The following is a 25,252-nucleotide window of genomic DNA, read 5'->3' as shown; positions in this document are numbered from 1 at the left end:
AGGCCCGCATATACGTCTTGAGGACCTGCTGCGCGGCCTGGGCGGGGAGCTTGGCGAGCCAGTCGACTTCCTTGCGGGCGCGGCGGATCTCCGCGTCCATCCGGGACAGCGACCGCTGGCACTTCGGCGTCATCGCCCACAGATCATGGAGCAGGTTCCACATCGCGCGGGCAGCGTGCCCCTGGTCCTCGACCTTCCACAACTGAACGGGAGTGAGGTCGAGTCTCGCCTTATGTCCACGCTGGCGCTTCAAGTCCCCACCCCCATCCGGCCGTTGGCCGATCATACTGGCATTGGCGCATGTCACCACGATGGGAAGCGGCACCCGATATCAGGCGCGGCGCGCACGGTCAGCTCCTGCAGGCTCCGCCAGGAGTACACCGGGCAGGTCAACCGGGCCATCATGCACGGCCGGTTCTGGTCCCGCTCCTACTTCGCCGGATCCTGCGGCCGAGCACCGATAACAGTCGTCCGTCAGTACATCGAGCAGCAACAACGTCCGTACTGACCTGCAAGTCAGAGCAATCCTGAGATGGCCTACACCCCCCGCCTGAAGCCGGGGGCACTGGCCAAGATCAGAGGTAGTGCTTGGACTGCTCGGCGATCGTGTGGTCGCGGGTGGGTACCAGGGTGCCGTCCACGATGAGCACGGCGTCTCTCGCGAAGCGGCGCCGAGGCTGATGCGCCAGGAGCGGACCGAGGTGGTCGACGATGTGGTCGGCAGCGGACTTGGAGATGCCGAACAGCGGGGCGGGCCGGCGCATCGTCAAGTTTGTGCGCCAGTACGCCGTGACCAGCAGTGTCCTGTCTGCCGGCGCAGGCTCCACGGCCTGCCCCGGCGGGTGGCGCCGACCCCCTCGCCACGCAGTGCCGTCATTAGTTTCATGAACTGGCGCGGGCGCAGCCCGCAGAACGAGACTGCCCAAAGACGGCTCCGACGCCGTGATCACACCAGCCACATCAAGATCATTCCACCGCGGCTGATCCCTCCAGCCCGTGAGGGCGGGGTCCGGACACGAAGGCAAGGACGTCGCGGACCGCTTCGCGCAGGCTGCCGAAGTGACGATGCACGCCGTCCACCGCCGCGGGGGTGTTGACACCCCACACCGTCATCCCGGCACGCAGCCCGGACTCCACCCCGGAAGGGGCGTCCTCGATGACCAGACAGTCCTTTGGTTTGGCACCAAGTCGCGCGGCTGCCTGCAGATACGGCACCGGCGACGGCTTGCCTTCCTCCACGGCGGCCGCGTCCACGAGGACCTCCGGGACCGGCAAGCCCGTCCGTGCGAAGCGTCCACGCACCCGGTGCTCATAGTTCGAAGTCACCAGTGCCCAGGACCCGGGCTGCAGAGCACTCAGCAGCTCCGAGGTGCCGCCGAAGGCCGTATAGGCGCCGGAGCGGACGTCCTCGTCCTCCAGCTTGTGCAGTGCGGCAAGGCACTCCCCGGGGTCCTGGTCCGGAGCAACCTGCGCGAAGGTCTCCATCGGCCTCGTCCGCAGTGCCACTCGGTAGACCTCATCGGGGTCCAGTCCGTATCGCTCTGCCCACGTTCGCCAAACCAGGCGCTGATTGTCCACGGCGTCGATCAACGTGCCATCGACGTCAAACAGGACATACCTCATCGCACCAGACTGGCCGGGTTCACTGATCACGCTTCGATCATGCCATCAGGCCCTGAGCAGGCAGTTTGCGGGACAGGTCTTAGCCGCGTCGCGTTTCTGGCAGAAGGCCCCGGACTGTCCTATCGGCAGAGCTTTGGTTGATGGTGGCTACTGCCTTGCGCGTCTGTGACTCGATGGCGGGGATGGTCCCGGCCCTGCGCGCCGAGTGTGCCGGAATCGTCTGCTCCCTGTGCATGCGGGGATGGTCTTGCTCTACGTCCGCTCCACGCCGAAGCCTGCGATTGGCAGCCCGGGCAAGGGATGTCACACCCTGCTGGCAGGCTTGCCTGCATGGGACTTGACGTTTACGCGGTACGCCCCGGGGATCCGGGTGTGACCAGCCACGCCACATTGAAGAAGCCGGTCACTTTCAGCTGGCTGGCTCCCGAGGCGCTGGATGTTTTCGAGGCTGTCGGCCGGAACTACCCCGACGGACTGATGTGGCCGTCCGACGGTGACGTCACCGGATTTCGTGGCGCCGTCTATCAGGAATGGGTTCATAAGACGTTCGGGCTGAGTCTCTATGAGCTCACCGACTCGGGGCAGGTCAGCGAGTTGGCCGATCAACTGGAAGGCTGGCTGGCCACGTCTCGGGCGAGCGGCACCGTAGTGGTGCAGCTGGATGAAGGCAGCACAACACCGTTGTCGGGCATCGAAGCCTTGGCCCGCTTCCTCAGGGCCGCCGCGGATCAGAAGCTTTGGCTCTACCCCGACTACTGAAGAGGCTGAAGCCCAACCGCGCAGCTTCCTCCGCCACGAGCAAAAGCCGGTCGGTGCCGAGGGCTCAGGTGGTCCGTGGCAGGGCTGAGGACATGCTCATGCCGCGATCGCCCCCGCGGGGAAATTGTCAAATATCTATGGATCAAGCGTTCTAGACTCCCCGGATGACCAGCGATCCTTTGCGTCTCACTGTTCTGGGCTGTGCAACCCCTTACCCGAGCGTGGACAACCCTTGCTCCGGCTACCTGGTGTCCGGCGCCGACACCCACGTGTGGGTGGATGCGGGTAGCGGGACGCTGGCTGAACTGCAACGACACGTACGACTTGATGAGTTGGACGCGATCTGGATCTCCCATCTGCACGCCGATCACAGCGCGGACCTGCTCACGGCCTACTACGCGGCGCTCTACGCGGACATCCAACTCGATGCCCCGATCCCCCTGTATGGACCGCCGGGTATCGCTGACCGGCTGGCGCACTTCCTCACCAACACCTCCACACGTAGCCCGGTCGAAGCCGCCTTCGCCATTCATGAACTTCACGACGGGCACCAGGCACGCATCGGCGCACTCATGCTGACCAGCCGGGCGGTAGCGCACGGCATCCCGGCCTTCGCCCTACGCGTCGAGACGGCAGGCCGGTCGTTGGTCTACTCCGGGGATACGGCACCCTGCCCCGGCCTCACGAGCCTGGCGGATGGGTGCGACGTACTGCTGTGCGAGGCCGAGAGCGCACAGGTACCAACCGAGGGTCAACAGGTTCACCACACGCCCGAAGACACCGCCGACACTGCCAGCGCGGCCCGGGCAGGACGGTTGGTCATCACGCATGTCGGTCGCTTCCTCACCCCGCAGCAGGCGGTAGCCCGTGCCTCGGCACGGTTCGCCGGCCCCATCGATTACGCCGCACCCGGTGCCGGTTTCTCGGTTGGTCAAGCAGCGGCGGATTGAGGGCGTTCAACGAGCTGGCCGCGTTCGAAACGGGCTCCGGCGCGGACGAGGGCGACGAGGTGGGGTGCGTTCACAGCTCGCCGGCGAGCCTGAGCCGACTCGGCCGGCTTGAACACCATCGCCAGGGCGGCCGCTCTGCTGCCCGCACCCTTGGTGACCTTCGTCCGCAGCCGCACGGTCGCGAAGGTCGACTCGATCGGGTTCGTGGTTCGCAGATGGATCCAGTGCTCGGCGGGGAAGTCGTAGAAGGCCAGCAACTCGGCCTCGTCGGTGACGATCTTCTTGACGGCCTTGGGGGAACTTCGCCCCGTACTGCTGGGCAAACGTCTTGATCGCCTCAACTGCGTGCTCCTTGTCCTCGGCGTTGTAGATGCCCTGGATGGCCTTCTTCGCCGCGGGCTGGGCCGACTTGGGCAGACTGTCCAGCACGTTGGCCGTTTTGTGGACCCAGCACCTCTGATGGCGGGTGGCCGGGAAGACCTCGTTCAGCGCGTTGCAGAAGCCGAGCGCGCCATCACCGACTGCCAGGACGGGAACATGCATGCCCCGGCGGGCGCAGTCCCGCAGAAGATTCGCCCAGGACTCCGACGATTCGCGGTAGCCGTCCGTCATCGCGATCAGCTCCTTGGTGCCCGTCCCGCCCGCACGCCCATCACCACCAACACGGCGGCCTTGGCCTCTTCCAGACGTATGCGCAGGTGGATGCCATCGGCCCAGACATAGACGTAGTCCGTGGCGGACAGGTCACACTCACCGAACGCCTTGTGGTCGGCCTGCCACTGCGTGGTCAGCCGGGTGACCGTGGCCGGTGAGAGGCCGGCCGACGACCCGAGGAACTGCTCGAGTGCGGGCACGAAGCCGCCCGACGACAGACCGTGCAGCTAGAGCAGCGGCAGCACCCCGCTGATATTCGGGGACTTGCGGCACCAGGGCGGCAGGATCGTCGAGGAGAACCGCTTGCGCTCGCCCGACTGCCCGTCGATCCGCTTGTCGTTGACCCGCGGAGCCCGCACCTCGACGGTTCCGCCAGCGGTGGTGACCTTCCGCGGCAGGTGGTGACCGTTGCGGACCACGAGCCGACGCCCCCGCTCATCCTTCTCATGGGCCAACTCAGCTATGTATGCGTCGACTTCGACCTCCAGGGCAGCGGCGGATTCACCCGCTTCCTCCGCCGTGACCTCGACGCCGTCACCGCCGGGCCGCACCCTCTCGTGGAGCTCAGGCGTCGTCGAAGGCCACGTCAACAGGGTCAAAACGCTCAATTAGACGTTGTTTCACTTGGTGAGTTTCCGGTAGCCGATGAGGGCTGCGGCTATGCCCATGAAGGCGAGGAAGTGCTCGGCCTTGCGTTCGTGGCGGCGGTGCAGGCGACGGCAGCCGGCCAGCCAGGACACTGTGCGCTCGACCACCCATCGGTGGCGCCCCAGCCTCGAATCCGATCAGTTCTAGAGAGAACCGAGGTCAACCTCTTGACCTCGGTGGCCCCAGTCACTACTTTGCGGTAGACGCCGACCCATGACTACCGGAAGGAGGCGACCAGCGGATGTACACCTGCTCTGATCTTGGTCGCCTCGCCCAGTGCACGGTCTGGGTTCCGGGTCGGATCGCGCACGGCTGCTGATCACGCCGTTCTGATGTGCCCGTCCGTGGCACATTCCGGGTTTCCCGTCACCACTTCCTGGCACGTCGCTGTTGCGTGCCGTTTTGCGCCCGCTCCTCTCACGTGGCGCGTCTGAACACAGAAAGCTGCCTGAAATTGGCGAACATGATGAATCGACCGATCGCGCACCGAAACGCAGGCCTGTCATGGTAGGGGCGCGGATCACGGTCAACGGGAAAGAAGCACCGATTTCACCGGCTGCGCCCCACACCACAACGCTGGATTTTCTGCGCGAGCGTGGCCTCACCGGTACCAAGGAGGGCTGCGCCGAGGGTGAATGCGGCGCCTGTTCGGTCCTGGTGGCCCGTCCCGGGGTGAACAAGCCCACCGACTGGGTGGCGGTCAACGCCTGCCTGGTCCCGGCCGCGGCGCTCGACGGTCAGGAGATCATCACCTCCGAAGGTCTCGCCACCGCCGGCGACCCCGGCACGCCGCCCGCCCTGCACCCGGTGCAGGAGGAGATGGCGGTCCGCGGCGGCTCCCAATGCGGTTACTGCACACCGGGATTCGTCTGCAGCATGGCCGCCGAGTACTACCGGCCCGACCGCTGCGCGCACGCGGACTCGGCCGACAGCGCGGACTCGGCCGACACCACCGACGCCGAGCACGGTCCGAACGGTTTCGATCTGCACGCGCTGAGCGGAAACCTGTGCCGCTGCACCGGTTACCGCCCGATTCGCGATGCCGCGTTCGCCGTCGGTACGCCCGCCGACGAGGACCCGCTGGCGCAGCGTCGCGAGCAGTCCCCGCCCGCACCGGTTGCCACCGAATACACCCAGGACGACAGTGTTTTCCTGCGGAAGGGCACCCTGGCCGAAACGCTGCAGTTGCTGCGCGAGCGGCCCGACGTGGTGGTGGTCGCCGGCTCCACCGACTGGGGCGTGGAGGTGAACATCCGTTCCCGCAGGGCGGATTGCGTCGTAGCCATCGACCGGCTGGCCGAACTGCGGGAGCTGCGAGTCGAATCCGACTACATCGAGATCGGGGCGGCGCTTACGCTCACTGAGATCGAACGCCGCCTCGACGGCGACGTCCCGCTTCTTGCAGAGCTGTTCCCGCAGTTCGCATCCCGGCTCATCCGCAACGGTGCGACCCTCGGCGGCAACCTGGGTACCGGCTCGCCCATCGGTGACAGCCCGCCGGTGCTGCTCGCACTCGAGGCGTCGGTGGTGCTCGCCGACGCCGACGGTGAGCGTGTGGTCCCGCTGGCGGAGTACTTCACCGGTTACCGGCAGAGCGTGCGCCGTCCCGGTGAGCTGATCCGCGCGGTGCGCATTCCGCTGCCGCTGTCGCCGGTCGTGGCCTTCCACAAGATTGCCAAGCGGCGCTTCGACGACATCTCCAGCGTGGCGGTCGCCTTCGCCCTCGACATCGAGGACGGGATCGTCCGCAAGGCGCGCATCGGTCTGGGCGGCGTGGCCGCCACCCCGATCCGTTCCCTCGCCACCGAGGCCGCCCTGGAGGGCAAGCCGTGGTCGGCGGAGACCGTCGAGGCCGCGGCCCGGGTGCTGCGGGGCGAGGGCACACCGATGAGCGATCATCGCGCCAGCTCCCTCTACCGTTCCGCGATGCTCGGCCAGAGCCTGCTGAAGCTGTACGCGCAGACCACTGAGGCGGTTTCCTCATGAGCCATTTGTCCGAGCGCCCCGAAAAGCCTGTCGTCGGCGTCTCGATGCCGCACGAGAGTGCCTTCCAGCACGTCACCGGCACCGCGCTCTACACCGACGACCTGGTCCAGCGGACCAAGGACGTGCTGCACGCGTACCCGGTCCAGGTCATGAAGGCCTGCGGCAGGATCACCGCGCTGCGCACCGAGCCCGCGCTCGCCGTGCCCGGCGTGGTCCGCGTGCTGACCGGTGCCGACGTGCCCGGCCTCAACGATGCCGGCATGAAGCACGACGAGCCGCTGTTCCCCGACGAGGTCATGTTCTACGGCCACGCGGTCGCCTGGGTGCTCGGCGAGACCCTGGAGGCGGCCCGGCTCGGCGCGGCGGCCGTCGAGGTGGAACTCGACGATCAGCCCTCCCTGATCACACTGCAGGACGCGATCGCGGCCGACAGTTTCCACGGCGCTCGGCCCGTGATGGTGACCGGTGACGTCGACGCCGGCTTCGCCGACTCCGCGCACGTGTTCACCGGCGAGTTCCAGTTCTCCGACCAGGAGCACTTCTACCTCGAGACGCACGCGGCGCTGGCCCTTGTCGACGAGAACGAGCAGGTGTTCATCCAGAGCAGCTCTCAGCATCCTTCGGAGACCCAGGAAATCGTCGCGCACGTCCTCGGTCTGCACAGTCACGAGGTGACCGTGCAGTGTCTGCGGATGGGCGGCGGCTTCGGCGGCAAGGAGATGCAGCCGCACGGGTTCGCGGCCGTCGCCGCGCTCGGCGCCAAGCTGACCGGTCGGCCGGTCCGGCTGCGGCTCAACCGGACGCAGGACCTGACCATGTCCGGCAAGCGGCACGGGTTCAACGCCACGTGGAAGATCGGCTTCGACGCCGACGGCCGCATCCGGGCCCTGGACGCCACCTTGACCGCGGACGGCGGCTGGAGCCTGGACCTCTCCGAGCCGGTCCTTGCCCGTGCGTTGTGCCACATCGACAACACGTACTGGATCCCCAACGCCCGTATCGCCGGTCGCATCGCCAGGACCAACAAGGTCTCCAACACCGCGTTCCGGGGCTTCGGCGGACCGCAGGGCATGCTGGTCATCGAAGACATCATGGGCCGGTGCGCGCCGCTGCTCGGCCTCGACCCGATGGAGTTGCGGGAGCGCAACTTCTACCGGGAGGGTCAGACGACTCCGTACGGCCAGCCGGTCACCCAGTCCCAACGGATCTCCGCCGTCTGGGACAAGGTCCAGGAGAACGGCGGCATCGCCGATCGCAAGCGCGAGATCGCTGCCTTCAATGCCGCGCACCCGAACACCAAGCGGGCTCTTGCGATCACCGGCATCAAGTTCGGCATCTCGTTCAACCTCACCGCCTTCAACCAGGGCGGCGCGCTGGTGCTGATCTACAAGGACGGCTCCGTCCTGATCAACCACGGCGGCACCGAGATGGGCCAGGGCCTGCACACCAAGATGCTGCAGGTGGCCGCGACCACGCTGGGCATCCCGCTGCACAAGGTGCGGCTGGCCCCGACGCGAACCGACAAGGTGCCCAACACCTCTGCCACCGCCGCCAGTTCCGGGGCGGATCTCAACGGTGGAGCGGTGAAGAACGCCTGCGAGCAGTTGCGCGAGCGACTCCTGCAGGTGGCCGCCACCCAGCTGGGTTCGAATGCCTCGGACGTGCGCATCGTCGAGGGCGTCGCGCGCAGCCTCGGCAGCGACAAGGAGCTGGGCTGGGACGACCTGGTGCGCACCGCGTACTTCCAGCGCGTTCAGCTGTCGGCGGCCGGTTACTACCGGACCGAGGGTCTGCACTGGGATGCGAAAACGTTCAGGGGCTCACCGTTCAAGTACTTCTCCCACGGCGCCGCCGCGGCCGAGGTGGAGGTGGACGGCTTCACCGGCGCGTACCGCATCCGCCGGGTGGACATCGTGCACGATGTCGGCGACAGCCTGTCCCCGATGATCGACATCGGTCAGGTCGAGGGTGGTTTCGTGCAGGGGGCGGGCTGGCTGACGCTCGAGGACATGCGCTGGGACGCCACGGAGGGGCCGAACCGCGGCCGGCTGCTGACCCAGGCGGCGAGCACGTACAAGCTGCCGAGCTTCTCGGAGATGCCCGAGGAGTTCAATGTCATGCTCCTGGAGAACGCCACCGAAGAGGGCGCGGTGTACGGGTCCAAGGCGGTGGGTGAGCCTCCGCTGATGCTGGCGTTCTCGGTGCGCGAAGCGCTGCGTCAGGCCGCCGCCGCGTTCGGGCCGAGCGGGGCCAGCATCGAGTTGGCCTCGCCCGCGACGCCGGAGGCGGTGTTCTGGGCGATCGAGGCGGCTCGCCAGGGCGGTGCCTCCCAGAACGGTCACGCCCGCAACGGGGTTGCCGCCAAAGGCCACGCCGTAGGCGGCAAGATCCGTACCGACGCAGAAGCGTTGAGCGGTGCCTGACATGACGTGGATCGCCGCGGTCGCACGTTTGCGAGCACGCCGGGAGTCCGGCGTGCTGGTGACCGTCGCGACCGTGCGCGGTCATGCCCCGCGCGACGCCGGTGCGAAGCTCGTCGTGGGGCAGAGCGAGACATGGGGCTCGATCGGTGGCGGTAATGTCGAGGCCGTCTCGATCGATCGGGCCCGGGAGATGATCGCTGCGGCCAAGTCGGAGCCGGAGCTGATGGATTTCGCCCTGAACGACAAGGTGACCAACCAGCATGGCGTGCAGTGCTGCGGCGGCACGGTCTCGGTGCTGCTCGAACCGCTGCCGGTGGTACGGGCGGTGGCGGTCTTCGGCGTCGGGCACGTCGGCCTTGAACTGGCGCGCATCCTGGCACGTCAGGACCTCGACCTCCATCTGATCGACAGCCGCTCCGACATGCTCGCCAAGGAACGGCTCAACGTGCTGGCGGACGCGGTGGCGCAGGTTCACACGCATCACACTCCGCTGCTGCCGGAGGAGGTGCTTGAGGAGCTGCCGCGCGGCACCCACATCCTGATCATGACCCATGATCACGCCGAGGACGCCGCTCTGTGCGACGCCGCCTTGCGCACCACCCATCTCGGCTCCATCGGGCTGATCGGATCGGCGGCCAAGTGGGTGCGGTTCCGCAAACGCCTCGCCACCGAGGGCGGTCACGACGAGGCCACCATCGATCGGATCAAGACCCCGATCGGGCTGGCCGACATCACCGGCAAGGAACCCGCGACGATTGCCGTGAGCGTCGCCGCCGATCTGCTGCGCACCTTCGAAACTGAGGGGAACTGACACTCCAACCGGATCGACAGGGGTGCCCCGCGCTCGTGCGAACGCACACATGCGGGGCACCCATTCGGCACGACTATGCCGTCCCTTCAACAGGCATCGGCACCACCAGGGCAGGAACCGGCTTGCGCCCTTCGACGACCCGCACGTCATCCCCCTGCCGGCAGCCCGGAGCGCGCGCTGTCAAGCCGTCGCCGGGTTGATCAACGAGTACCGCCGAGCAAGCTGACCATCCGATAAACACCCAGGTCTCAGCCGTCGAAGCCCTTGTGGAGCGCTACGGGGGCGTGCGGCGCGAGCCTGTCCTAGGCGGCCTCCCCGTGGCGTACCAGAAAGACCTTCTAGACCGCAGGTCCCCCAGCGCATGGCCCAGACGGTCATCGGCGAGCTCGTAGCGAGCACGACGGCCGTCCGGTACGCCAACGACCAGGCCGCAGTCCCGCAAGCACGCGAGATGGTTCGACAACCGGGTACGGGAGATCTCCAGGGCGTCGGCGAAGTCGGACGGGTAGCCGGGCCCCTCCTGCAGGGCCGGCAAGATCCGGCAGCGGATCGGATCGGCCAGCGCGCGGCCGAACCACGCCAGGGCCTCGATGTCAGTGGCGGTAGTCAGCACACCACGACCATGCACAGAATCTGAATCCAGAGAATCCTGAACTGTTGGCGCGGGGCTGAAACCGACCCAAGGCGGCTCCCCCTCCCGCCGGCCGTGGGCAGCGTCCGCGAGCTGCCGGTTGCCGTCCTCGGCACGGGGCATCATCCCGACCCGGCAGAACCCAGGAGCCGACTGAGAGCAGCAGGCCATGGCGAACGCGCTCCCGATGGACCGGCAGGCGGTGTACGACGAGTACGAGCGTGTCCGGCAGACCTTCCACCGCCTCCTCGACAGCGCCTCCGGGACAGACCTCGCACGGCCCACCGACGGCACGCGGTGGAACAACGAGCAGTTGCTGTGGCACATGCTCTTCGGCTACGTGGTCACCGCGCGGTTGCTGTTCCTGGTGCGTGTGTTCGGGCAACTTCCCGTCGGCGTGGGGAAGGCGTTCGCCCGGCTACTGGACGCCGCGACAGTGCCGTTCGATGTGATCAACTACCTCGGGCCCTGCGGGGCCGTGAAGGTCTACGGGCCGCGCCGGATGGGCGCCGCGTTCGACCGTCTGATCAACTCACTGAGCGGCAAGCTCGCGGCGGAGCGTGAGGACGACCTGGTCCGCGGGATGCACTACCCCGTGCGCTGGGATCCCTTCTTCAAGGACTTCATGACGCTCGCGGACATCTACCGCTACCCGACGCAGCACTTCGACTTCCACCACGCCCAGCTCACCCTTGACGGAGATCCACTGACACCACCGTCAGACACTGCTGAGCACCAGAAGCCCCCACAAGATGGATGACATCCGCCTAGCAGCCGCGGCCGGCCGGGCAGGCAGGCCCATGTCCTGCAGCGCGAAAGCACCAGCGGACAACGGACAGCCAGGAACCCTGTCCATAACTTGGTCTGGAATGCCGACCCGCCGGGCAACACGCTGGGTCCGGGAACCGTCTCGTGGGCCTGGGCGGGATCGGCTCCAGCACAGGACGCAGCGAACACGGGCATCAAGTCCTGGCCCGACATGCGCGAGTACACCATGAGCTACCACACCGGTTACGCGGCACTCGGCAACGGCCAGGCCGCCGCCCTGTTCTCGTCGTACGACCAGCAGAGCGTCGACACCCACTTCACGTGGATGCAGCAGTACGGCATCGACACCGCAGCCCTGCAACGCTTCAAGCCGACCGGCGGCGAGAGCCCGGCACGCGACGCGATGGCCGCCAAGGTGCGCAGCGCCGCGGAATCACAGGGCGTGAAGTTCTACATCATGTACGACCACCAGCTGGACGGCCATGCCCAGCAGAACGGCAAGCCGGTCGTCACGTCCCCGAGGTTGGGCGACGCTCAGCCTTCGGCCGGGGCAGTGAGACAGCGCGGTCCTGCACGGAGTCCGAGAGACCCCGGGACCGGGGGCGGGCATGGGCGGCTTGTCATGACGCTGTCCAGGGGCGCGCCGTCGTGTGAAGGCGCTCGATCACGACGATCGCGGCGTCGTCGCCGAGGCTGCCGCCGACGTGCGTGAGCAGGTCGTCGCTCAGCCTCCGCAGCAGTCCTTCGGGATCTTCGTCCGTCCACGCCGCCAGCCGTTCTTCCAGCGGGTAGAAGGTGCCTGCCCGATCGCGGGCCTCGATGACGCCATCTGTGTAGAGCAGGACGAGGTCACCCGGCTCGAACGTGAAGGTTTCCGGGGCGAAGCCGGAGGGTGCGAGGCCGGTCAGGCCGAGCGGCGGGGCAGTCCGGCTGACCTGGAGTGGCGTGATGTTTCCCGCCCGCAGCAGCAGGGGCGCCGGGTGGCCGCAGCTGATCAAGTGGAGGATCGGCTCGGTGTCGGGGATGTCAAGGAGAGCAGCGGTGACAAAGGCCTCTGCCGGGTTGTCGCTCGCGCTTTCCGGGTCGGACGTCTCGTCGAGGTCGTAGGAGACGGTGCCTTCGAGGTAGGCGACCAGGGTGGGCAGGGGCGCCTGCCGGTGAGCGGCGGCGCGGAAGGCGCCGAGAACGAGTGCGGCGTCGCCGACGGCTTGCAGGCCCTTTCCTCGGACGTCGCCGATGATGAGCCGAGTGCCGTCTGCGGTGCGTGCGGCCGCGTACAGGTCGCCGCCGATCTGCGCCTCCGCTTGGGCGGCCAGATAGACGGAGGCGATGCGCAGTGGCCCGATCCGGTGCGGCAGAGGCCGCAGCACTACACGTTGGGCGGCTTCGGCGACGGAGCGGAGATGGCTCAGCTGCGTCTCGTGCTGCTCCCGCAGATGGGCGAAGAACGTCACGATCGCCGAGATCAGGATCAGCGCGATGATCTGGAAAGTGTGGTTGAGGTCCGTGAGGCTGGTACGGGCCACGGCGACAATGGCCTGGGCCGCGACGGCGACTGCGCCGATGAATCCGGTCATCCTGGGGCCCGCGAATGACGCCGTGATGGCCGGGGCTGCGACCAGAAACGGGCCGAGATGGACTCGTGGAGGTGCCAGGATGTCGACGACTGTGACGGCCAGGATCAGCAGCAGAGGTACCGCCACCAGCGCATGACTCGTCGGCCCTGTCCACCGGTCCCGCTCGTCCCGCTCGCGAAATCGCCGAAAGCGCATATTCAACGGATACAGCAGCAGAGGCGCAGCCGCACACAGCGTTGCCTCGAACCTCGCGCTCGTGGCGTTCACAGCCGACGTGTTTGTGTGGCGGTCCGCGAGGGACTCGGCCTGGTCCTGTGCTGTCATGCCAGTCGGGCATCGAGGTACGAAGGACGGGGGCACCTCGGCCGACTCTGACTCCAATCAGGCGCACACGATGGCGGAAGATCGGCTTTTCTGCGCATGGGCGACGGGCAAGAGTGAACGGGGAAGCCCCTATCCACCGGAAGGTGACGATGATGACGGCGCACGGAGGACGGCCTCGCCATCCGGCAGGTGACGGAGCGGTTGGCGGCGGCGCGTCCGGACGTGGACTTACACCTGGTGCAACGCTCGGTGGCGACCGCTTATGACGAGCTGCGCTTTGCGCGGGTACGGTCCTATCGGCCGCCTGGCGCCACCGGCCGACCTGGTACGCGATCTCCACCCAGGACAGAACGACAGACCGTTCCTAATCAGTGAGCAGAGTGAGTCTTGGACCCACTGCCTGGCACTGCGTGCATCCCGAACGGTTTTGGATGCACTGGTCGCCCGCGTTCCCTGGTGTTTCCCCGTCCGGGCACGTGCATCGTGTGCACGCTCCGTGATGGGGCGGCGGGGTTCCTCACGCCCTCGGACACCACGATCGGCCTGGACGGTCCGATGCCCCACACGATCGCTCCGGTCGTGTGGGGGCGGTGCCGTCCGTCGCCGGATCGGGTGCCCGAGGGCGCGTCGTCCGATAGCGATGCCAGCGGCATCGTGACGGGACATTTTGCGCGTCTTGCTGGTCAACGGTTTGCGCCAGTGCTCATCGCCCCACATCGACGTGTACGCCGGGTCCACGGCGACAATGCTCAGATCGGACTCGGCGGCCATCGACACCAGCCGGGCCTTGAGCCTGCCGGTCGGCATACCTGAGATGAGCTGCCGGAACTTCTTCCTGCGACCGTGCTTCTCACGGGTCTTCTCTGCCTGGAAGTCGAGGTTCTCCAAGCCGATGGCCTTTGCTCCGACACGCTTCGCCCAGTGCAGTACCTGGGTGATGGCATGGCGGATCTGCGCGTCTCGGTGATCAGCGGTGCCGGACAGGTCGTAGAAGAAGCGGCGCGGCTCGCCTGCCGGGTTGCCGTGGGCGTCGAGGCGGTAGGCGGCGAAGTGGTCGGCGTTGGTGTCCACGCCGACCATGCCGTTCGCGCGGGCGGTCTCCATCGGGACCGTCTTGACGACCGGGCGTTGCCAGGAGGCGGTCAGGTACCAGCGCCCGCGTGCCACGTCGAGGTGGATGCGGTAGGCGACGGCCCGGTTGCCCTCGACGCGGTCCCGCCATTGTTCGCCCCGGTGCGGGAACCGCACCTTCGCGGTGAGGATGTACCGGCCGTGCTTACTGTTGGCCAGGTGCGCGAGCGGGGCCGGGAGCTTGATACTGATTTCGCCGTCAGGGGTGACACGGATCGTCTCGTTGCCGTATCGCTTGCCCGACTCGCCGTCAGCGGCCAGGAACCAGCGCTCCGCCTCCCACCGCTGCCGCCACTCGGCCTCGGCGAGCTGGGCTTTCTCCAGGTTGTGCCGGTTGTTGAGTAGCCGGCGCCCGCCGCGCACCACGTGCACGCTCCCGGCTTTTTGGTCCACGCGAGCGGCATCGAGCCGGTGCTCCAGGACATGCAGACGGCGGGACTTGCTGAACCACTCGCCCTTCGAGCGGTATCCGCCCGCAGCCCGCTTCGTGCCCTTCTCCCCGAGTGGCAGGGAAAGACGGTGCCTCAGGGTGCGGATACCGGCTTCGAGGCTCTGGATGTGGGCGAGTTGGCAACGCCGGGACAACGCCCACTGATCGTGGCTGGCCTTCGTGATCGAACCGGCCCAGCGGGACGACGAGACGGCCGTCAGCTCCCGCTTGCGGGCAGCCCACGTATCGGTGGAATGGCCGTTCCCATCCACGCACCGGGCCTTGAGATCGCGGGACGCGAGAACACCCAGGTGCGCACCGGCCAGCCACAACACCTTGTCGTCCTCGGTGGTGAGGTTCTTGAGCCGGTCCCGAAGCGCCACACCGGACGGGCCGAGAGCCACGAACGGCGGGGCGATAGCGCGGAGCTGCCTCTTCTTCGGTGACTCAGCCATCACCGGCCGCCGCTTCCAAAGCCTTCCGGGCTCGGTTCTTCGCAGACCGCCGCCCGTACAGGCGGGCGCAGAACGAGGTCAGGACCTCGACCATGTCGCGTACCAGGTCGTCTTCGACTTCGCCGTCATCCAGCACCACAAGACGACGCCCGGTCGCGGACGGTGCGGCCTCAACAAGTTCGACGTTCATCCGGCCGAGGCGGTCCTTGTGCTCGACCACCACCGTGTTCACGGCAGGGTCGGCCAGCAGACGACGGGCCTTGGTACGCGAGCCGTTCATGCCGGAAGCGATCTCGGATTCGATCCGCACTACCCGGTGCCCGGCCTTCGCCGCCCACTGCGACAACCTGACTGTCTGCCGTTCCAGATCCGCCTTCTGATCGTGCGAGGAGACACGGGCATACAAACCCACACCGCCCGTCATGGACGGTGAGGAGTTCGCCTCGATGTTGACCAGGATCGTGCGCGGTCCCACCCGCTCAGCGGGGACCGGCAACATGCCCTCACGAAACCAGCGATAGGCGGTATGCGGGTGCACACCGTTCGCTATCGCCCACTCTTTGAGGTTCACCCAGCAATCATAACGCCCACTCAGAGACGTTAATACACACTAGAGTTGACTCAATCTCGAACAGTTCCCCACCCCGGCCTCCAGCGCTTCCTGGCCGCCCGCATGCGAGCCCGAACCATCGAACTCCCCACCAGCCACCTGTCGATCCACCCACCCCGACCCCATCGCCCACCTGATCCTCCGGGCGGCCGACAGCGGCTGACAGCCCACGGCAGGCAAGCGACCTCCACGCGGCGCCGCCGACGATCTCGCAGCCCACGGCCCGCAGCTGGGCGACCGCGGCGTCGATACAGCGGATCGTCCAGGCCCTGCCTCTCCGATCATGGGCAGGTGGCCTGCACGACGGCAGACGGTGCCGAGCCAGTGGATGGTCGCGCTGCTCGACTGACGGACGGCGGCCATCGGCCTCAACCACGACGGTGGTGGGCTGGAAAAGCAGGTGCGGATCAGATATCCGGTTGGCAGGTTGAGATCATGAACCCTCAGCACGACCCCGCCCCCGGCTCCTCCAGCACGCCCCGGGCAACGGACTGGGCCACCACGCCCGTCACCGCGGACCTCCTGCGCGGCGCGCTCGACTTGGAACGCACTGAGCATGGGGTGCTGCCGCACCGGCTGCCCGCCCGGGCACGCGCACAGTGCGCCGACGGGCAGCTGGCCATGGCAGAGGCCCAGCCCTCCGGCGTGCGGCTGGTGTTCCGTACCCGGGCCACCGCCGTCGAGCTGGACACAGTCCGCACCCAGATGGCCTACCAGGGCGCCCCGCCCCGTCCGGACGGCGTGTACGACCTGCTCGTCGACGGCCGCCTGGCCGGGCGGGCCAGTGTCACCGGCGGCAACCTCCTCATGGTGGACATGGCTACCGGGTCTACGGAAACCCGGCCCGGCCCGGTCGGCACCGTCCGGTTCACCGGTCTGCCCGACCGTGTCAAGGACGTCGAGATCTGGCTGCCGTACAACGAGATCACCCAGCTGGTCGCCCTGCGCACCGACGCCCCTGTCGAGCCCCTACCGGATGGGGGCCGCAAGAAGTGGCTGCACCACGGCAGTTCGATCAGCCACGGCTCCGACGCCGCAAGCCCCAGCACAACCTGGCCGGCGCTGGCCGCCTCCCTCGGCAGCGTGGAACTGATCAACCTGGGCCTGGGCGGGAGCGCCCTGCTCGACCCGTTCACCGCCCGCGCCCTGCGCGACATCCCCACAGACCTGATCAGCGCCAAGATCGGCATCAACCTCGTCAACACCGACCTGATGCGTCTGCGCGCGTTTGGTCCGGCGGTGCACGGGTTCCTCGATACCATCCGCGAGGGGCACCCCACCACGCCGCTGCTGGTCGTCTCGCCCATCCTGTGCCCCATCCACGAGGACACCCCTGGCCCCAGCGCACCGGACTTCAGCAACCTCAGCGCAGGGAAGCTCCAGTTCCGGGCCGCGGGCGACCCCGCGGAACGGGCCGGCGGGAAGCTCACCCTCAACATCATCCGGGCCGAACTGGCCCGCCTCGTGAAGCAGCGGGCAGCCGACGACCCGAACCTGCACTACCTCGACGGCCGCGACCTCTACGGCGAGGCGGACTTCGCCGAACTGCCGCTGCCCGACCAGCTCCACCCGGACGCCGCCACGCACCGCCGCATCGGCGAACGCTTCGCCGCCCTGGCCTTCGGCACCGGCGGACCGTTCGCCGCCGAGCGTGCATGAGACGCCCGCTCCTCATCCGGCTCCGATCAGGATTGGAGCCAGATGAGGAGCGAGGCGGCGGTCACAGTGCCGAGGCGGCCCCAACATCCTCACAGTCGTAGCGGGGTGGCCACGGCTCTGAACTGCTCTCCAGCATCTTCGGACGGGTGCCCACACCCGCCGAACGCTGTCCAGCCGGGCCGCGATGCAGCACTTCATGCTGGGCCGCTCCTTCGACAGCATCGCGCGCCGACGTGGTCCGGAGCTGACGACGGACTTCATCCACCAGAACAGCCGCGGGGCAGCGATGATCGCGGATGTGACCGAGGACTTCCTCCGCGCCGGCATGGCGGAAGCGGACCAGCACCACTCAGCGATTCGGCATGTCAACGGGCACTGACATCGGTCAGGACCAGGCCGTTTCGTTTGTATCACCGAGTCCGCCTACATCAGATGCCGCGCCGCCGGTTGCGGCGGGCCATGCACCGCTTGTCGCTGTTGCGCTGCTGGTAGTTCTCTCTAGCGGGCACGTGTGTGGCTCACCGAGGTGATCCGGATGGCCGAGGCCACCGGAAGGGGCGGGCGACGGCCGATGAGTTTCTCCTTGATCCGCAGTCAGAGATCATGGTTGGTGGACCGCAGCCACGAGTGGTCGAAGCGTGCACCGACCGAACCCGCTGAGAACCAGACACGAGACACCGAGGAATCTGAGATGCGTACCCTGATCAGCACCGCCTTCATATCGCTCGACGGCGTCGTGGAGTCCCCGGGCGGCGAGCCCGGATACCGGAACTCGGGGTGGACCTTCAAGGACGTCGAGTTCCTCCCCGAGGCATTCGACATCAAGGGCCGGGAGCAGAAGGAAGCCACCGCGATGCTGATGGGCCGGACCAGCTATGAGGCGTTCAGCCCGGTGTGGCCGGACATGGAGGATTTCGCCGACTACAAGGTGATGCCGAAGTACATCGTCTCCAACACCCTTACCGAGGACGACCTGGTTTCGAACTGGGGCCAGACGACGATCCTGCGCTCACTCGACGAGGTCGCCGCGCTGAAGGAGACGGAGGGCGGGCCGATCATCGTCCACGGCAGCGCCTCCCTGAACCAGGCCCTTTCGGACGCCGGCCTGATCGACCGTTACCACCTGATCGTCTTCCCGCTGCTGCTCGGCGCGGGCAAGCGGCTCTTCAGCGCCACGGACAAGGAAACGCAGAAGCTGAAGCTCGTCGAGCACGAGGTCTACGCCAACGGCCTGCAGAAGAACGTCTTCGACGTCGTCCGCTGACACAGCTCCCGCGGTCGCCCTGCCGTCGCGGCACTCGTCGGAACGACCTGGCCAGCGGGCGGTGGCTCACGGCGCGAACCACAGGAAGGTGCCTGCGATGTGGGGCCCGGCCAGGTAGATGGTCGCGGTCCTTTCGTAGCGGGTGGCGATGCCGCACCACTGCTTCAAGCGATTGATGCACCGCTCGACCGTGTTGCGCTGTTTGTATGCCTCACGGTCGACGGTGGGTGGCCTGCCGCCACGGCTGCCTCGACGCAGTCGGTGGCCCTGCTGATCCGCGGGGACAGGGATCACCGCGCCGATACCGCGCTTACGCAGGTACTCGCGGATGGCGCGCGACGAGTACGCCTGGTCGGCCAAGACCATTTCTGGCCGGGTTCGGGGCCGTCTGCGTCCGCGCGGGACGACGCGTAGGCGTGCCGTTCGTCCGCGAAGGCGGGTGCGTCACCAGCCTGTCCTGCGGTGAGGCCAGGGGCGGCAGTTGCCATCGGCTGCAAGATGAAAGGCGGGCCTTCTGGCGCACCCAACGTGACCGGTCGGCCGGTCACGCCTACGAACTCGACGGCCGGCACATCACCGACGAACCGGGCCTCTGCCTGGCGCTCGGCGAGGCGGTGAACGGGCCGGGCGGCTACTTCGGCGGCTGCCTGGCAGCCCTCGACGACTGTCTGGGCGGCACCTTCGGCTACACCGCCCCCGCAACCCTGCTCTGGCGGGACGCCGTGACCGCACGCAAGCACCTGTCCCAGGCCCTCACAACTGACGGCCAGCCCTACGACCTGTTCGCCGTGGTCCTCGAGGTCCTGGCCAAGGGCGGCATGCCACGGCACCCACACCGGACAACTCCCCGCCACTCTGCGCTGGATCGCCACCCCCAGCATCAAGCTGCCGACTCACACGCTCGGTGGTGCCAACTGAGGCGCTCAATTCGGAAACCTCTGACCTGCACTGATGCGTGGGCAGCCAGCGGCCCGAAGGCTGCGCGGCCCGCTCATCCAGTCGGCCGGCTACGGGGCCGCGGCGCGGAAGAGGGCCAGGAGGGCCTGAGCCGACGGGGTGTCCGCGTCGAAGAATTGCGTGCCCAGCGCGGGTGGCACGGCCGTTCCGTGCATGCGGACCTCGTGGCACCTGAAACAGAAGGCCGCCTCGAACAGCGCCAGGTCGAGGGAGTCCTCGTACGCCCGGACGCTCCAGCCTGGCGAGAAGCCGCAGCGGTGCTGCTCGCTGCCGGGCAGGCTCTCGATCAAGGTCAGGGCATCGGCGGCCTCGCTCCCGGCCCAGTGGGCCACCGCCCTGCCGGGATATGAGGCGCCCTGCTTGCTCGGGAGAGCCGAGATCCTTACGACCTCGATCAGCACGGTGGTGGCAACGGCTTCGGCGGGGAGCTGCATGTGCACAGTCTGCCCGCAGGGCCGGCAGCCGGCTCAGGTATGCCCGTGAGAGGCAATCTGCCGCGCGAAGGCCCAGAACACAGGCCCCAACAGGCCAACTCCCTCGCTCACGTGCCAACTGAAGCGCTAAAAGGCCAACTAGAGCGCCAAGTCTCACCGGGGCGGGCGTGGCGGCGGTGGGATCCCGCTAGCTCCCGTTTGTGCCCTGTGGTGGGGCGGCGGTCGGCGGTACTACCGAAACATGGCCCGTCAGCGGCCGTATCCGAGTGACCTGGCCGATGCCCGATGGGAACTGCGGGAGCCCATTCTGTCGACCTGGAGGGCCGAGCGGCAAGGGAAGGGCCTGGACGCTTGGGCGGCCGCCCGAGCATGACCTGCGCCGACACAAGCAGTTCATCCACACCACACGCCACCCTGCTGGTCAGCAGCTTCAGGATGGAGCGAGCTCGCTGACGGTCTCACGCGGCCAGAGCGCGCCGCAGGGCGGCGCCGAGTTCGGCGATCTGCCGCTGCACCCCCTCGGCTGACAGGACCGCCTGCGACCTGTGTGGAAGGTACCGGGCCACTGGTGCAGCTCGACCGACACGCCCGCCGCCGGCAGGCGCAGCGCGTAACTGATGTCTTCGTCGCGATTCGGACATAACTCCGCGGTGGCCATGTAGGCGGGCGGCAGGCCGGGACAGATCGGCGACCCGCGGCGGGGCGGCGTACGGCGCGGGCGGTGCGGAGCCCAGGTAGTGCCGCCCCACCGCGGCGACCTTGCCGCCGTTCATCCAGCGCCCTTGGTTAGCGAGCGTGCGGCAATCCGGCTACGGGACGAACGCCGGGACCTGCGAGGCATTCTCGGCCTGGGCGTTTCCGTTACCGCACATCGCTTGCCGGCGCAGCGTCTCCAGCGCGTCGTCGATGGGGTGGTGCTGCGGCTTCCCCGAGGAGTCCGGCTTGTTCCACCTCTGGAGGTTGATCGCGACGGACATCTGGCGCTTGCCGTCGGCCCGGGTCAGGGACAGCGTTCCGGCTCCCCAGACCGTGCCGTCGTGGCCCCAGAAGGTGCCGCAACCCGGGATGGTGACCTTGTGCAGACCGAGGCCGTATTCGATCGTCGTTCCGTCCAGGGCGATGACCGGGACCGTGCGCTGCATCTGCGCCAGCGACGACCGGTTGACGATCTTGCCGCCGAGCAGCTTGCTGTAGAAACGGTTGAGATCCTCCATGGTCGATACCAGAGCGGCCCCCGTGCCTGTCCAGGACATGTTGTAGACGCTGTAGTCGCGCGGCGGGTCGATCAGGCCCCACAGCGCCTCGTACATCCGCGAGTGCGGTCCCTTGATACGCGGCCCGGCCGGAAACTCGGTGTGCCGGAGCCCGGCACGCTCGATGATGTTCCGGGTGATGTACTCCTCTGCCGGGGTGCCGGTCACCTGCTCCAGGAGTTGGCCGAGGAGCAGGTAATTGGTGTTGGAATAGACCCCCGGAGTAGCTCCGGGCTCGCCGGCGGGAGGCGCCGTGAGCCCCAACTCGATCAGCTCGGCCGGGCGGAACTGCCTCAAACGGTTGTCGTCCAGGCTCTCGCGTGACATGTCCTGGAGAGAAGGGAACGCATAGCGGATGTAGTCGGGGAGGCCGCTGGTGTTGTTGAGCAGCATCCGAACCGTGATCTTCTTGCCGCGCTCCCCCGGCACCAACTGCGGCAGATAGTCGCCGATCGGCGCATCGAGCTGGATCCGACCCTGCTCGACCTGCTGCATGATTGCGGCGGCGGTGAAGGTCTTGGTGATGCTGCCGACGCGCTGCCGCATGTCGGGCCTGACGGGACGGCCGGTCCTGACATCGGCGACCCCGGAAGCGCCGCGCCATGTCTGGCCGGCGTCGCGCACCTCGGCGTACACCCCCGGCATCCCTGCACGGTGGACATCGTCCATGGCGGACTTCAGCTCTGCGGGATCGAAGCCGGTCGACGGGCTCGTGCTGCCGGTCGGCACGGCTCGTGGCTCGTTGGGCGCGGGCACTGCCGCCACCGTGCCCGCACTCACACTCAGCGCGGCCACGCTTGCACATAACACCAGTCGGATCTTCAAGACATCCGTCCTTTCATGATCAATGCGTGCGACGGGGACTCTCCCCCGTGCTTTTCTACGGTCACGGCTCACTCGGCCAGGGCGCGGCGCAGTGTGGCGCCGAGTTCGGCGATCTGCCGCTGGGAGACATCGGCGGACAGGATCGCTTGCGATCCGTGGAAGGTGCCGGGCCACTGGTGGAGCTCGACCGACACGCCCGCCTGCATCAGGCGCAGCGCGTAGGTGATGTCTTCGTCGCGGTTCGGACAGAGCTCCGCGGTGGCGATGTAGGCCGGTGGCAGGCCGGACAGATCGGCGGCCCGTGCGGGGGCGGCGTACGGTGTGGCGGGCTGGGAGCCCAGGTAGTGCCGCCACGCTGCGGTGGCCTTGTCGCGATTGAACCAGGGCGTGTCGGTGAAGTTCCGCGCCGACCACGTCTCCTGCCGGTCGTCGAGCCCGGGCTGGTTGAGCAGTTGGAACCGGATCGACGGCCCCTGCTCGTCACGCGCCCGCAACGCCACCGCAGCCGCAAGCCCGCCGCCGGCACTGTGGCCTCCGACCGCGATCCGGGCCGGGTCGATGCCGAGCTCGGCCGCATGCTCGGCCGCCCAGGTCAGCACGGCGTAAGCGTCGTCGAAGGCGGCCGGGAACCGGTGCTCAGGGGCCAGGCGGTAGCCCACTGAAATCACCACCGAGCCGGAGAGCTCCGCGACCCGGGTGGCCCACGGGTGCTCGGTGTCCAGGTCGCCCATGACGAATCCGCCGCCGTGCAGCCAGACGATGGCACCGCCCTGCGCCTGGTCCGGGCGGTAGATCCGCACCGGCACGTCCGGATCGGCGGGCACGGTGCGGTCCTCGATCTCCATTCCGGTGGCGTCCGGTTTGGGAACCGCGGCGGCCAGTTCGGCCAAGCTCTTGCGGTCGGCGGCCGGGTCGATGAGGTCGGCTCGGGGGAACAGCGGGATGAATGCTTCGAGTTCGGGATCCATGCCGGACATCCTCGCCGGAGCCACCCCGGGGATCATCCGCCAACTGTCGGGGATACCAACCGGATCACGCGCCGATCGGCGCCTGTCCTTCGGCCGTGGAGGCCATATCCTCCTGTCATGGAGGCACTGGCCGCACGGCTGTCGCACTTGGACTCCCAAGCCGAAGGCGCGATACGCGTCGTCATGTTCTACGACACGCTGATGCGCCGGCGGGTGGATCTCCCGGCGCTCGCCCGGGCCTCGGCAGGCCTGGCCGAGTGCGTGGCCGGGATTCAACTCCACGGCACGGGGCGGGCGATCCGCGTATCGCCCGACGGCAGTCACACGTCCACCCCGCCGACACCCCCGTCCACCACCGCGCCGATCACACTCGACGAGGAGGAGATCGGCACGGTGTGGCTGGAACGCCCCGGCCCGCCGAACCAGCTCGACGAAGCACTGCTCGACCGGCTCGCCATCGCCGCCGCGGCCATCGCCGAGCGATACGGCCCGGCCCGCACCACCATGGCCGACCCCGCCCTCGTCGAACTGGCGATCAGCACCGACAGCGACGAGGCGTCCAGAGCACGGGCGCTACGACTCCTGGGCTTCGCCGCCGACCTACCGGTCCGCGTCATCGCCGTACGCTCGCAGCTCCCGCTCGACCAGATCGGCAGCCTGGTCTGCCCGACCCGCCCGGTCAAGGCGGCACCCCTCGCCGACGTCGGCGTCATCCTGGCCACCACCATCGACCAGACCCGCTTTCCAGCAGGCGTACGCGCAGGCATCGGCGCCGCCGCAAGCCCCGACCAATCCTGGCAGCAAGCCCGCACCGCCCTCCGCTTCACCACCCCACGCCAACCCCTCATCCCCTACGACGACTTGGGCGCGCTCGCGCTCCTGGCCGAGATACCCCAGGACGCCGCGCGAGACAACGCCGACGTGGCCGCAATCGCCCGAATCGCCGACAACCCAGAAGATCTGCAAACTCTGGACGCCTACTGCGCCACCGGCTCCCTACGCCAAGCCGCCGACCTCCTCCACCTGCACCACAGCAGCATCGCCCGCCGACTCGAACACCTCGCAAAGACCCTGGGCATCGACCTCACCGAACCCACCGGACTGACACGGACCAGGCTCGCCCTCACCACATGGCGGCTACTCAACGACTGAGGAAGATCCACCTCGTCACCCCAGGTACCCGTACACGGTGGTGCGCTTGATCTTGAGTTCGTCGGCGATCTGCTGCACGGTGCACCGGCGGCGTTGTGCCCGCAATCCGAGCACGACCCTCGAGTCCACGACGCACAGCTGCTTGACCCCAGGGCGAGAACTCGGGAGGCCGGGTGGCCTGTCCCGGGTGGGCGGTGGTGTCCGATCAGGTGCACAGCACGTACGGAAGATGCCTTGCCGACACGCCGGTCGGGACCGACCGGTGCGGACAGAGCTGACGGTGCGGCGGCTGTACTGCGAGAACGTTTGTTGTTCGCGGCGTACGTTCGCGGAGCAGGTCGAGGGACTGACCGTTCGCTGCGGCCGCCGCTCGCCTGCCGCCCGGCGGGTAATGGAGGCTGTCGCCGTCGCACTTGCTGGCAGGGCCGGGAGCCGTCTTGCCGCTGTCCTGCACACACGGGTGAGCCGGACGACACTGCTGCGGGCGGTTGGGCCGGGTCAAGGTGGAGGCGCCCGCAGGCGAAGCCGAGGACGAACGACCTTGACCCGGCCCAAAGGCGGCCATCATCACGGCCCGAGGAAGGGCCCACCGGCTCCAAAGCTGTCCTGGCCGCTGTCACTCTCTGTCAGAGTCTCAGTTTCCCACGACCAGCGAGACGGTGGCGTGCCTGCACTTGGTCGAGCTGACCAGACATGCCCTCACATCACGTCTTCGAGCTCCTGGAGCAGTCGCCGCTTGGCCCTTGCCCCCACCATCGACTTCACTGGCTCCCCGTTGCGGAAGACCACGAGCGTGGGCATCGACAGCACGGGCCTTGACCCCAAATCCTGAACACGTCTTATGCGGCTTCGGTCAGCGTAGTTGATGCTGTGTGGAAGGTATTTTCGTAGGCGATCGGATTGCGTTGTCCGAGCCGGGAATGACGGCGTCGGGTGTTGTAGCGGTGGAGCCAGCGGAAC

Annotated in this window: 20 protein-coding genes and 10 pseudogenes; 15 read left to right on the top strand and 15 right to left on the bottom strand. The window is 67.8% G+C overall.

The features are described 5' to 3' along the window. Window positions 1-253 (bottom strand): annotated as a pseudogene (locus J7I98_RS33480) (RNA-guided endonuclease TnpB family protein); the annotation flags it as partial. 96 nt (window positions 254-349) lie between these two features. On the opposite strand from J7I98_RS33480, the pseudogene J7I98_RS41635 reads away from it, so the two are divergent. Beyond that, window positions 350-508, top strand: a pseudogene (locus J7I98_RS41635) (transposase); the annotation flags it as partial. A gap of 73 nt (window positions 509-581) precedes the next feature. On the opposite strand, the pseudogene J7I98_RS33470 reads toward J7I98_RS41635, so the two are convergent. Together J7I98_RS33470 and J7I98_RS33465 are read right to left on the bottom strand one after the other, a co-directional pair. Then, window positions 582-959 (bottom strand): annotated as a pseudogene (locus J7I98_RS33470) (transposase family protein); the annotation flags it as partial. 7 nt (window positions 960-966) lie between these two features. Then, a complete protein-coding gene (locus J7I98_RS33465; RefSeq protein WP_214928824.1) occupies window positions 967-1,653 on the bottom strand; it encodes an HAD-IA family hydrolase in 687 nt (228 codons plus the stop codon). A 342-nt stretch (window positions 1,654-1,995) separates the two neighbouring features. Here J7I98_RS33465 and J7I98_RS33460 point away from each other — a divergent pair, with 342 nt between their 5' ends. Together J7I98_RS33460 and J7I98_RS33455 are read left to right on the top strand one after the other, a co-directional pair. Then, window positions 1,996-2,382 carry a hypothetical protein gene (locus J7I98_RS33460; RefSeq protein ID WP_214928823.1) on the top strand — a complete coding sequence of 129 codons (387 nt, stop codon included), beginning with the start codon at window positions 1,996-1,998 and terminating at the stop codon, window positions 2,380-2,382. A gap of 164 nt (window positions 2,383-2,546) precedes the next feature. Next, window positions 2,547-3,332: an MBL fold metallo-hydrolase gene (locus J7I98_RS33455; protein ID WP_214928822.1), complete on the top strand. Its 786-nt coding sequence runs from the start codon at window positions 2,547-2,549 to the stop codon at window positions 3,330-3,332. On the opposite strand, the pseudogene J7I98_RS33450 reads toward J7I98_RS33455, so the two are convergent. After that, window positions 3,314-4,537: pseudogene (locus J7I98_RS33450) on the bottom strand (IS256 family transposase). The gene J7I98_RS33455 and the pseudogene J7I98_RS33450 overlap by 19 nt on opposite strands. Before the next feature lie 69 nt (window positions 4,538-4,606). After that, window positions 4,607-4,771, bottom strand: a pseudogene (locus J7I98_RS33445) (transposase); the annotation flags it as partial. Window positions 4,772-5,138: 367 nt separating this feature from the next. Here J7I98_RS33445 and J7I98_RS33440 point away from each other — a divergent pair. The 3 genes from J7I98_RS33440 to xdhC are packed head-to-tail and all read left to right on the top strand — an operon-like array spanning window position 5,139 to window position 9,854. Next, on the top strand, window positions 5,139-6,620 hold the full coding sequence (locus tag J7I98_RS33440) for a xanthine dehydrogenase small subunit (RefSeq protein WP_214928821.1): 1,482 nt from the start codon (window positions 5,139-5,141) through the stop codon (window positions 6,618-6,620). Continuing rightward, a complete protein-coding gene (xdhB, locus tag J7I98_RS33435; RefSeq protein ID WP_214928820.1) occupies window positions 6,617-9,043 on the top strand; it encodes a xanthine dehydrogenase molybdopterin binding subunit in 2,427 nt (808 codons plus the stop codon). Before J7I98_RS33440 ends, xdhB begins: the two co-directional genes overlap by 4 nt. 1 nt (window position 9,044) lies before the next feature. After that, window positions 9,045-9,854 carry a xanthine dehydrogenase accessory protein XdhC gene (gene xdhC / locus J7I98_RS33430; protein ID WP_214928819.1) on the top strand — a complete coding sequence of 270 codons (810 nt, stop codon included), beginning with the start codon at window positions 9,045-9,047 and terminating at the stop codon, window positions 9,852-9,854. Window positions 9,855-10,128: 274 nt separating this feature from the next. On the opposite strand, the gene J7I98_RS33425 is transcribed toward xdhC, so the two are convergent. Beyond that, window positions 10,129-10,467, bottom strand: a complete 339-nt coding sequence (locus J7I98_RS33425; protein ID WP_214928818.1) for a helix-turn-helix transcriptional regulator — start codon at window positions 10,465-10,467, stop codon at window positions 10,129-10,131. 187 nt (window positions 10,468-10,654) lie between these two features. Between J7I98_RS33425 and J7I98_RS33420 the strand changes: the two genes are divergently transcribed. Both J7I98_RS33420 and J7I98_RS43090 read left to right on the top strand, forming a co-directional pair. Continuing rightward, a complete protein-coding gene (locus tag J7I98_RS33420; protein WP_214928817.1) occupies window positions 10,655-11,245 on the top strand; it encodes a DinB family protein in 591 nt (196 codons plus the stop codon). Between the two features lie 99 nt (window positions 11,246-11,344). Next, window positions 11,345-11,965, top strand: coding sequence for a hypothetical protein (locus tag J7I98_RS43090; protein ID WP_374225197.1), 621 nt, complete (start codon window positions 11,345-11,347; stop codon window positions 11,963-11,965). Here J7I98_RS43090 and J7I98_RS33410 read toward each other — a convergent pair. Next, on the bottom strand, window positions 11,874-13,025 hold the full coding sequence (locus tag J7I98_RS33410) for a PP2C family protein-serine/threonine phosphatase (RefSeq protein ID WP_214928816.1): 1,152 nt from the start codon (window positions 13,023-13,025) through the stop codon (window positions 11,874-11,876). The genes J7I98_RS43090 and J7I98_RS33410 overlap by 92 nt on opposite strands. A 318-nt stretch (window positions 13,026-13,343) precedes the next feature. On the opposite strand from J7I98_RS33410, the pseudogene J7I98_RS43085 reads away from it, so the two are divergent. Then, a pseudogene (locus J7I98_RS43085) lies at window positions 13,344-13,394 on the top strand (hypothetical protein); the annotation flags it as partial. Here J7I98_RS43085 and J7I98_RS33405 read toward each other — a convergent pair. Together J7I98_RS33405 and J7I98_RS33400 are read right to left on the bottom strand one after the other, a co-directional pair. After that, entirely contained in the window at window positions 13,383-15,170 is a 1,788-nt protein-coding gene (locus J7I98_RS33405) for a transposase (RefSeq protein WP_251021580.1), read from the bottom strand. The pseudogene J7I98_RS43085 and the gene J7I98_RS33405 overlap by 12 nt on opposite strands. Beyond that, complete coding sequence (locus tag J7I98_RS33400) at window positions 15,163-15,741, bottom strand: IS607 family transposase (protein ID WP_214928815.1); 579 nt, start codon at window positions 15,739-15,741, stop codon at window positions 15,163-15,165. Before J7I98_RS33400 ends, J7I98_RS33405 begins: the two co-directional genes overlap by 8 nt. 474 nt (window positions 15,742-16,215) lie before the next feature. Between J7I98_RS33400 and J7I98_RS33395 the strand changes: the two genes are divergently transcribed. From J7I98_RS33395 to J7I98_RS33385, 3 genes are all read left to right on the top strand, one after another. Then, complete coding sequence (locus tag J7I98_RS33395) at window positions 16,216-17,439, top strand: GDSL-type esterase/lipase family protein (protein WP_214928814.1); 1,224 nt, start codon at window positions 16,216-16,218, stop codon at window positions 17,437-17,439. 184 nt (window positions 17,440-17,623) lie between these two features. Continuing rightward, window positions 17,624-17,818, top strand: a complete 195-nt coding sequence (locus J7I98_RS33390; RefSeq protein ID WP_214928813.1) for a hypothetical protein — start codon at window positions 17,624-17,626, stop codon at window positions 17,816-17,818. A gap of 312 nt (window positions 17,819-18,130) precedes the next feature. Then, entirely contained in the window at window positions 18,131-18,703 is a 573-nt protein-coding gene (locus J7I98_RS33385) for a dihydrofolate reductase family protein (protein WP_214928812.1), read from the top strand. Between the two features lie 66 nt (window positions 18,704-18,769). Here the strand turns inward: J7I98_RS33385 and J7I98_RS33380 are convergent. Beyond that, window positions 18,770-19,117, bottom strand: a pseudogene (locus J7I98_RS33380) (transposase); the annotation flags it as partial. Window positions 19,118-19,209: 92 nt separating this feature from the next. Between J7I98_RS33380 and J7I98_RS33375 the strand changes: the two are divergent. After that, window positions 19,210-19,524, top strand: a pseudogene (locus tag J7I98_RS33375) (barstar family protein); the annotation flags it as partial. Between the two features lie 186 nt (window positions 19,525-19,710). Here the strand turns inward: J7I98_RS33375 and J7I98_RS33370 are convergent. Further along, a complete protein-coding gene (locus J7I98_RS33370; protein WP_214928811.1) occupies window positions 19,711-20,094 on the bottom strand; it encodes a hypothetical protein in 384 nt (127 codons plus the stop codon). 241 nt (window positions 20,095-20,335) lie between these two features. Here J7I98_RS33370 and J7I98_RS41630 point away from each other — a divergent pair. Then, window positions 20,336-20,474 (top strand): annotated as a pseudogene (locus J7I98_RS41630) (IS5/IS1182 family transposase); the annotation flags it as partial. Window positions 20,475-20,524: 50 nt separating this feature from the next. Here the strand turns inward: J7I98_RS41630 and J7I98_RS41625 are convergent. The 3 genes from J7I98_RS41625 to J7I98_RS33355 form a co-directional block, all read right to left on the bottom strand. Then, window positions 20,525-20,752, bottom strand: a complete 228-nt coding sequence (locus J7I98_RS41625; protein WP_251021579.1) for an alpha/beta hydrolase fold domain-containing protein — start codon at window positions 20,750-20,752, stop codon at window positions 20,525-20,527. Window positions 20,753-20,903: 151 nt separating this feature from the next. Beyond that, the gene (locus J7I98_RS33360) at window positions 20,904-22,016 is read right to left on the bottom strand and encodes a serine hydrolase (RefSeq protein ID WP_214928825.1); all 1,113 of its coding nucleotides are present in this window, start codon (window positions 22,014-22,016) and stop codon (window positions 20,904-20,906) included. 224 nt (window positions 22,017-22,240) lie between these two features. Then, window positions 22,241-23,140: an alpha/beta hydrolase gene (locus tag J7I98_RS33355; RefSeq protein ID WP_214928810.1), complete on the bottom strand. Its 900-nt coding sequence runs from the start codon at window positions 23,138-23,140 to the stop codon at window positions 22,241-22,243. A 117-nt stretch (window positions 23,141-23,257) separates the two neighbouring features. Between J7I98_RS33355 and J7I98_RS33350 the strand changes: the two genes are divergently transcribed. Beyond that, window positions 23,258-24,292 carry a CdaR family transcriptional regulator gene (locus J7I98_RS33350; protein WP_214928809.1) on the top strand — a complete coding sequence of 345 codons (1,035 nt, stop codon included), beginning with the start codon at window positions 23,258-23,260 and terminating at the stop codon, window positions 24,290-24,292. Window positions 24,293-24,991: 699 nt separating this feature from the next. On the opposite strand, the pseudogene J7I98_RS33345 reads toward J7I98_RS33350, so the two are convergent. Beyond that, a pseudogene (locus tag J7I98_RS33345) lies at window positions 24,992-25,138 on the bottom strand (thiol reductase thioredoxin); the annotation flags it as partial. Window positions 25,139-25,252 lie beyond the last annotated feature (114 nt).

It is taken from the genome of Streptomyces sp. ISL-98 (assembly GCF_018614055.1).
GTDB classification, from domain to species: Bacteria; Actinomycetota; Actinomycetes; order Streptomycetales; family Streptomycetaceae; genus Streptomyces; species Streptomyces spiramyceticus.
This window is presented reverse-complemented; position numbering and strand designations above follow the sequence as displayed.